5 protein-coding genes and 1 pseudogene are annotated in these 6,227 nt (G+C 37.8%); 2 read left to right on the top strand and 4 right to left on the bottom strand.

From position 1 onward, the window contains the following. A partial coding sequence (locus ACIR310F_RS24095) for a hypothetical protein (protein WP_071604793.1) occupies positions 1 to 211 on the top strand: 211 nt, incomplete at its 5' end. A gap of 245 nt (positions 212 to 456) precedes the next feature. Continuing rightward, the gene (locus tag ACIR310F_RS0105320) at positions 457 to 1,029 is read left to right on the top strand and encodes a peptidoglycan-binding domain-containing protein (protein ID WP_028082924.1); all 573 of its coding nucleotides are present in this window, start codon (positions 457 to 459) and stop codon (positions 1,027 to 1,029) included. A 91-nt stretch (positions 1,030 to 1,120) separates the two neighbouring features. Here ACIR310F_RS0105320 and map read toward each other — a convergent pair whose 3' ends face one another. The 4 genes and pseudogenes from map to ACIR310F_RS0105300 form a co-directional block, all read right to left on the bottom strand. Continuing rightward, the gene (map, locus tag ACIR310F_RS0105315) at positions 1,121 to 1,948 is read right to left on the bottom strand and encodes a type I methionyl aminopeptidase (RefSeq protein ID WP_028082923.1); all 828 of its coding nucleotides are present in this window, start codon (positions 1,946 to 1,948) and stop codon (positions 1,121 to 1,123) included. Positions 1,949 to 2,281: 333 nt separating this feature from the next. After that, positions 2,282 to 2,695 carry a cupredoxin domain-containing protein gene (locus ACIR310F_RS0105310; RefSeq protein WP_414534254.1) on the bottom strand — a complete coding sequence of 138 codons (414 nt, stop codon included), beginning with the start codon at positions 2,693 to 2,695 and terminating at the stop codon, positions 2,282 to 2,284. 88 nt (positions 2,696 to 2,783) lie between these two features. Continuing rightward, a pseudogene (locus ACIR310F_RS21635) lies at positions 2,784 to 5,609 on the bottom strand (M16 family metallopeptidase). Between the two features lie 143 nt (positions 5,610 to 5,752). After that, on the bottom strand, positions 5,753 to 6,187 hold the full coding sequence (locus tag ACIR310F_RS0105300) for a VOC family protein (protein WP_028082921.1): 435 nt from the start codon (positions 6,185 to 6,187) through the stop codon (positions 5,753 to 5,755). Between the last annotated feature and the right edge of the window lie 40 nt (positions 6,188 to 6,227).

The following is a 6,227-nucleotide window of genomic DNA, read 5'->3' as shown; positions in this document are numbered from 1 at the left end:
AGGGAACAGGGAACAGGGAACAGGGAACAGGGAACAGGGAACAGGGAACAGGGAACAGGGAACAGGTTATAGGGAACACTTCGACAAGCTCAGTGCATCGCAGGGAACAGGGAACACTTCGACAAGCTCAGTGCATCGCAGGGAACAGGGAACAGGTTATAGGTTACAGGTTATAGGGAACAGGTTACAGGGAACAGGGAACAGGTTATAGGTTACAGGGAACAGGTTTTGGGCAACTTTACTTTTCTTTACTTATATCGGTTTTTTTACGTTCACCTACTTAAATATTTTTTTAAAAATTTTAACTCCCTTAAGATAGATGACTAAAACTAATAATTTCTGTAGTCTCAAATCAGATCATCCCTTTGATATCAACTTCTTGATTAGTAGTTTTATACAGTAATTATATTTGGTTTTTCCCCTTTCCCAAGCGATTAATTTTATCCATAAAATACAATGACTGAAATCGGACTGCTGATGATAGGTGTATTTAATCCAAGAGAACTAAATATTACCCATTTCCCATTAAACCAAACCCTGTTTCACTTAGCAAATGGTGTGCCATTAACAAATAGTCAATCAACTCAGTTAATTTCCTCGACTGAAATTACACCACCAGAATTTATACAAATAAGTGAACCTTTCCTAACTCATCCCTTAGCCATATCTTTTCGTCGGAACAAAATCTTTGAGCAAATTACACAAAAACAAATGTCCGTCAATTCTTCTCAGGCACAACTTCTTTTGGCTGATACTGGTGGCATGGACATTATGGGAACAACAGATATTAAATTATCAACACGATATCCCACAACCCATAAGAATCCTATGCCCGTGATTAGTTTTGGTAGTTCAGGTATATCTGTCAGAGTTTTACAAAAACTTTTAGTCTCTAATGGTTATGGAATACCTGTTGATGGTGTTTTTGGACCAATCACCGAAACCGCTGTTAAAGCCTTTCAAAATCGTCGAAATTTATCAGCAGATGGTATGGTTGGTCAAAAAACTTGGTGGGAATTAACAATGTAATTGGTTAGTTGTTAGTGGTCAGTTGTCAGTTGTTCGTTGTCCGTTGTTAACTAAATCAGACAAATCACAAAAATCATAGTTTAAATCATAGTTAAAGTTCCGTCCTATCAGTTAATATTTCATAACCAGTATCTGTCACTAACACCGTATGCTCAAACTGAGCCGATAAAGCATTATCAACTGTTACCGCTGTCCATCTATCAGCTAAAATTCTGGTATTTTTAGAACCAGCATTTAAAATTGGTTCAATTGCTAAGGTCATCCCTGAGCGTAATTTTACATTCGGTATTTCATGAGTCCGATAATTAAAAACCGCTGGCTCTTCGTGCAAATTTCTACCCACACCATGACCAGTAAATTGCTCCACCACGGTAAAACCATTGGCTTTTACATGATCTTCAATTGCACCCGCAATCTCCGTCAAATGGACACCAGCTTTTACCTGTTCAATGCCTTTGTATAAAGATTCTTCAGCTATTTTAATCAGTCTCGCAGCTTCATCTGTGACATTCCCGACAGCGATAGTAATACAAGAATCACCGTGAAAACCTTGGTAATAAGCTCCTGTATCAACTTTTAAAACATCTCCAGACCGAATTACCTTTTTAGGGCTAGGAATCCCATGGACGACCTCATTATTAATACTGGAACAGATGGAAGCCGGAAAGCCATGGTATCCTTTAAAACTAGGAGTTGCATCCATTTCCCGGATACGTTTTTCAGCATAAGCATCTAAATCGGCAGTTGTCATTCCTGGCTGTACTAGCTCAGAAATTTCTTTGAGGACGGTTGCTACAATCTTAGCTGATTGCCGCATAATTTCGATTTCACGGGGTGATTTAATTTCAATCCCTCGGCGTTGTTGTTTTTCGGGTTTCGGCTGGACTGGTTGCGAAAGCAGGCTGGTGAAAATGTTCATCATTAAATTGAGAAATTACTGGTGCTTTACTAATTGAGTGTGAATTTGTTGAGATTTATTGCCAAAAATATCTATATTGACGTTAACTTATTTTCGCGTCTTTAGGAAAACACAGATATTTATCCTGTTAATCATAGGCTATGTTCATGTTATCAAACGAACATAAATGATCATTTAATTACAATTTATCCCCATTAACCACAGAAGACCCCAATCATTATATTGTAGGGTGCGTTAATGAAATGTAACGCACCACCTCTAAAACTAACACGGTGGGTTACGCTGTCGCTAACCCACCCTAGGTTTTTTGTCGTAGATATTGTAGATAGATGATCACTTAATAACAATTTCTCCTTTCATTCCCGCTTCTGTGTGTCCAGCTATAGTACATCGTAAAGCATATTTTCCTGATTTTATGGGGACAAACACCCATTCTGCTTCTGCACCAGGTTTAAGTTCTAGTTCGTGAATATTACCTTTGATTTCTACCTTACCCGCTTCGACTTTTTGTGTCCAAATTCCATCAGCAAAGTCTTTAGCAGTAAAATAATGTTTTTGGGAGCTAGGATTATTTAATTTCAGATTGTAACGTTTACCAGGGATAAGTTCTAAGTAATTCGGTTCAAATTTTAATTCATTAGCAGTATTACTCAAGCTAACCGTAATTTCTATAACTGGTTGTTTGGAGAGATTATGCGATAGATTCTCTGCTGTTGCTGGAGATGTACCCATGATGACTATACTCATGATCAGGGAAAAAATAAGAGTCAAAAATTTACTCATAGCTAAATAGATAGTTGTAGATTACACCTTTGACAATGACTCATAACTATACTCACTTGATGTTTTTATGGGCTAGAATTGGCGGACCTGCTGTCACGACAACAATTTTATCAGAGTGAAGTAACTCACGGGCAGCTTGATTGACTTGACTTAATTTAACCTGCTCTATTTTACTGATAAATGAGCACAATTCTACCTGATTTAAGCCATAAACCTGATTCATGACCATTCTTTCGCTAAGTTGTTCTGGACTAGCTAAGGAAATATTATAATTACTGATTAAATTAGCTTTGGCTGTTTCTACTTCCTCTAGGGTAACACCTTGTTGGTGAACTTGTTTGAGCAGGTCACGGGTACTGGAAATCGCTTTGTGTGCGTCTTCTGGACTGGTTTGCATTTCAATTAAAAATGTGCCGACATTCTTACCTGTGATGAAATTACTATAAATTCCGTAGGTTAAGCCTTGACGATCGCGCACTTCTGCCCCTAGTTTACTTGATAATGTATCACCTCCGAGAATTTGATTCAAGACCATGGCCGCGTAAAATCTTTGATCTTGACGATTAATGCCAGTATAACCCATGTAAGTAATCGCTTGGGGTTTACCAGGAATAACGGGATTAACATTAATTACATTTTTTGGCATCTCCACTTTGGGGTATTTTACCACTGGTGGTTGGCCTTTTACTTACCAATTTCCTAATTGTGCTTGAATGAGCGATCGCACTTTGTTAATATCAAAATCGCCTACAATTGCTAACACTGTAGTATCTGGACGATAATGTTGGGCTTTAAAAGCTATCACGTCTTGACGTTTAATACTCTGAATACTCTCCGCTGTCGGAAAGCTATGTAATGGGTGTTTTTTCGGATAAATAGATTGAATAAAGATACGAGTTGCAATCTTTTCAGGATCATCTAAATCTGAATCTAGGGAGGTTAAAGCCTGTTGACGCGAGAGTTTGAACTCTTTTTCTGGAAATGTGCTATTTTTAATTACGTCTGTCAATGTTCCCAGTAAAATGGGTAAATCTACTGCTAAACTGCTACCTTTGATCCTCACACCTTCCCGATAGGCTTGAAAGTCCAAATTTACGCCTTTTGCTGCTAATTCTTGATCAATAGTCCGTATATCTTTAGTTTTCGTCCCATTCATCAGATTTGCTGCTACTAAGGAGGCTAATCCCCCCTTATAACTTCCATCAAATTCTGTTCCTGCTTTAATATGTCCGCTTAAAGTAACTGTGGGTGTAGTTTTATCTGTTAATAGTAGTATGCGTAACCCATTGGCAAATTTTAACTCCTGGGGTATTTCTCTTGTTCCTGTTTTCGGTAAGATATCTACAGGTGGTAAATATTTCTTTACTTCTGCTGGGACTACAGTAATATCAGCGACAAAATTATCTTTTTTTATCCCGGACTCAGATTTGATCAGATTTGTACCTGTTTGTTTAGTAGGTTCAAAAAATCCTACAGTCCGCAGTTCTGGTTTTAGATATTTATTGATGACATTAATTACGTCCTGAGGTTGAACTTTCCGAATATCTACTAAATGATTTTCTGTATATTGGTAATTATCTGTTGTGATTTGATCATTACCCAATTGCATGGCTTGACTGGTTATATCACGATTATTTAAAATAACTGAAGCCGTTAATTGGCTTTTTGCTCGTTCTACTTGTTCTGTAGTGACACCAATTTTAATAACTTGTTTTAATGCTTTTGTTACCGTTGCATCAATTTTATACAAATCCTGATTTTCCGCAGCAGTTACTAATATTTCATACCATCCACCAGCCAGTAAACTAGCGACATTTGCTTTCAAATCACTAGCTAAACCCGATTCTACCAACTCTTGATATAGGTAGGAATTTTTACCCGCAGTTAAGATATAATCCATGACCTCTAAAGCGGGTACATCTGGTTGATTAATTTGAGGAAGTGGATAAATTATCTGTAGTAATGGATTTCCTCCCGGTTCTTGTAGTTTAATTGCAGGTGATGGGGAATAGGATGGAGTTATAAGATTATGGGGTGAATATTGACCTTTAGGGATTTTACCAAAAATAGCTTGGACATTTTTTAACGTTGGTGTGGTGTCAAAATCCCCGACAATTACCAAAACAGCATTGTCAGGACTGTAGAATTTTTGGTAATATTCTCTTAATTGTTCAACCGTGAATTTCTCTACATCAGCCTTAGTACCACCAATGGGTAAACCGTAAGGATGATTAGGAAAAACCGACTTCATCACAGCACGTTTTAAACGATATTCTGGGCTATTTTCGTAACCAAGTAATTCAGAAATCACCACTTGTTTCTCACTAGCTAACTGTTGAGGATCTATGAGTGAGTTTTTCATTCTATCTGCTTCTAAGGTTAACACAGAGGTGAGTTTATGCCCTTGAGCAGTGTTGTAATATGCGGTTTGGTCATAACTGGTAAAAGCATTAGAATCACTACCTAAAGCACTAAATAACTGGCCAAATTGAATGGGGCGATCGCTAGTACCTTTAAACATGATATGTTCTAATTGGTGAGCAATGCCATTTACCCCAATTGCTTCTTGACCAGAACCAAATTTATACCATACTTGTACTGTCACCACCGGAGCATTATGAACCTCCTTCGTGATCACAGTTAAGCCATTGTCGAGGACTGTTTTCCGCACGTTTGCTGTAATGGCGAAATTGGCTGTTTCTTTAGTAACTAGTGTTTCCAGGGATCTTTCCGGTTTGGACTTGTAGGGTGTTGTTGATAAACCCCCTTCTTGGAGATTAAAAGCAGCATCATGATTTAATGAAAATGCGGCTATTACCCAAAGACTCAAAATAACTAAAGAAAAGCGATGTCGTTGTGCTAGAGAAAAAAAAGACATATCTTTGGCGAATAGATATATGTAACTTAGATTACATATATTGATGGACTAGAAAAATTGAGCAAATGTTTCCTCAGTACCCCATGGAAAATAAAAATGTACCTGAAAGGGAAAAGTATTATATCATCCAAAAGGCATGAATACTAATTTTCGGGCGATTTATGCAAAAACCGTATAAACTCCAGAGGTAAACCATCAAAATCAGCGATAAACGCAAATTCCAAGATGTTATCGCCAATTTGCTGCTGTGTAGGTTGCAAAAGAATCTTTAGAGGTGGTAGACTTTCTATTGCAGCTAACCGTATTTTTAAACTTTCTAACCAAGTGGGTAAATCTGGTGTAATGTGTGTTAAATCAAAAGCAAGATGATAGTAACCCACATAATGTTCATCCTCAAAAGCATCTGGGGCTGGTTTTGGTTGGGGAATTTGGATCAGTTCAATTCTCCCCCCCAAACCTTCCATCCAGCAAGCTAAAGTATAACCGGTGGTGAAGCGATCGCCCACCGTAAACCCTAGTGTTTCATAAAAAGCGATCGCTAGATGGATATTTGCCGTTCTAATAGAAGTATGGTGCATAATTTTGTCAGTTGTCCGTTGTCCGTTGTTAGTATAGTCT

The organism is Dolichospermum circinale AWQC310F (assembly GCF_000426925.1).
In the GTDB taxonomy this organism is placed as follows: Bacteria; Cyanobacteriota; Cyanobacteriia; order Cyanobacteriales; family Nostocaceae; genus Dolichospermum; species Dolichospermum circinale.
The sequence above is the reverse complement of the archived record's forward strand: the minus strand, read 5'-3'. Positions and strand labels throughout refer to the sequence as shown.

What these genes read in the sequence shown, in the direction of transcription:
- ACIR310F_RS0105300 (WP_028082921.1), bottom strand. Translation starts at nt 6,187, where the DNA reads ATGCACCATACTTCTATTAGAACGGCAAATATCCATCTAGCGATCGCT.
- ACIR310F_RS0105310 (WP_414534254.1), bottom strand. Translation starts at nt 2,695, where the DNA reads ATGAGTATAGTCATCATGGGTACATCTCCAGCAACAGCAGAGAATCTA.
- ACIR310F_RS0105320 (WP_028082924.1), top strand. Translation starts at nt 457, where the DNA reads ATGACTGAAATCGGACTGCTGATGATAGGTGTATTTAATCCAAGAGAA.
- map (WP_028082923.1), bottom strand. Translation starts at nt 1,948, where the DNA reads ATGAACATTTTCACCAGCCTGCTTTCGCAACCAGTCCAGCCGAAACCC.